1 protein-coding gene is annotated in these 534 nt (G+C 65.0%); it reads right to left on the reverse strand.

What is annotated here, in order from left to right:
• Positions 1-534: calcium-binding protein (locus tag PZA18_RS24150; protein WP_284103442.1), on the reverse strand; the 534-nt coding region annotated here is incomplete at both ends.

Consider the following 534-nt stretch of genomic DNA (forward strand, 5'->3'; position numbering starts at 1 on the left):
TCCAGTCCTGACCACCGCCGCTGTTGTCGATCGTGTCCTGACCGAATGCACCGCTGAAGACGTATTTGTCGTTGCCGGCACCACCGACCAGGCTGTCGTCACCGGCGCCACCGCTGAGCTGGTCGTCGTCGGCGCCGCCATCGACGGTGTCGTTGCCTTCGCCACCATCGAGGTAGTCGTTGCCGGCTTCGCCCTTGAGCCCATCCTTGCCATCTTCGCCGAACAGCTGGTCTTTGCCGGCACCGCCTTCGAGGCTGTCGTCGCCGGTATTGGCGGCGTTGCCGCTACCGCCCATCAGGGTGTCGTCGCCGTCACCGCCTTGCAGCAGGTCGTTACCACTGAAGCCGTAGAGCTGGTCGTTACCACCCAGGGCGCGAATCCAGTCGCGGCCATTCGTGCCGAGCAGTTGTTCGCCGGCGGCGGTGCCGTCGAGGGTCTTGTCAAAGTTGCCGGAAGGTGGCGTGCCACCGCCAGTGCCACCGCCAGTGCTGCCGCCACTGGCTACGGCTTTTTGAACCTCTGCCAGACCATAGC

The sequence above is a fragment of the Parachitinimonas caeni genome (genome assembly GCF_030129945.1).
GTDB lineage: Bacteria > Pseudomonadota > Gammaproteobacteria > Burkholderiales > Chitinimonadaceae > Parachitinimonas > Parachitinimonas caeni.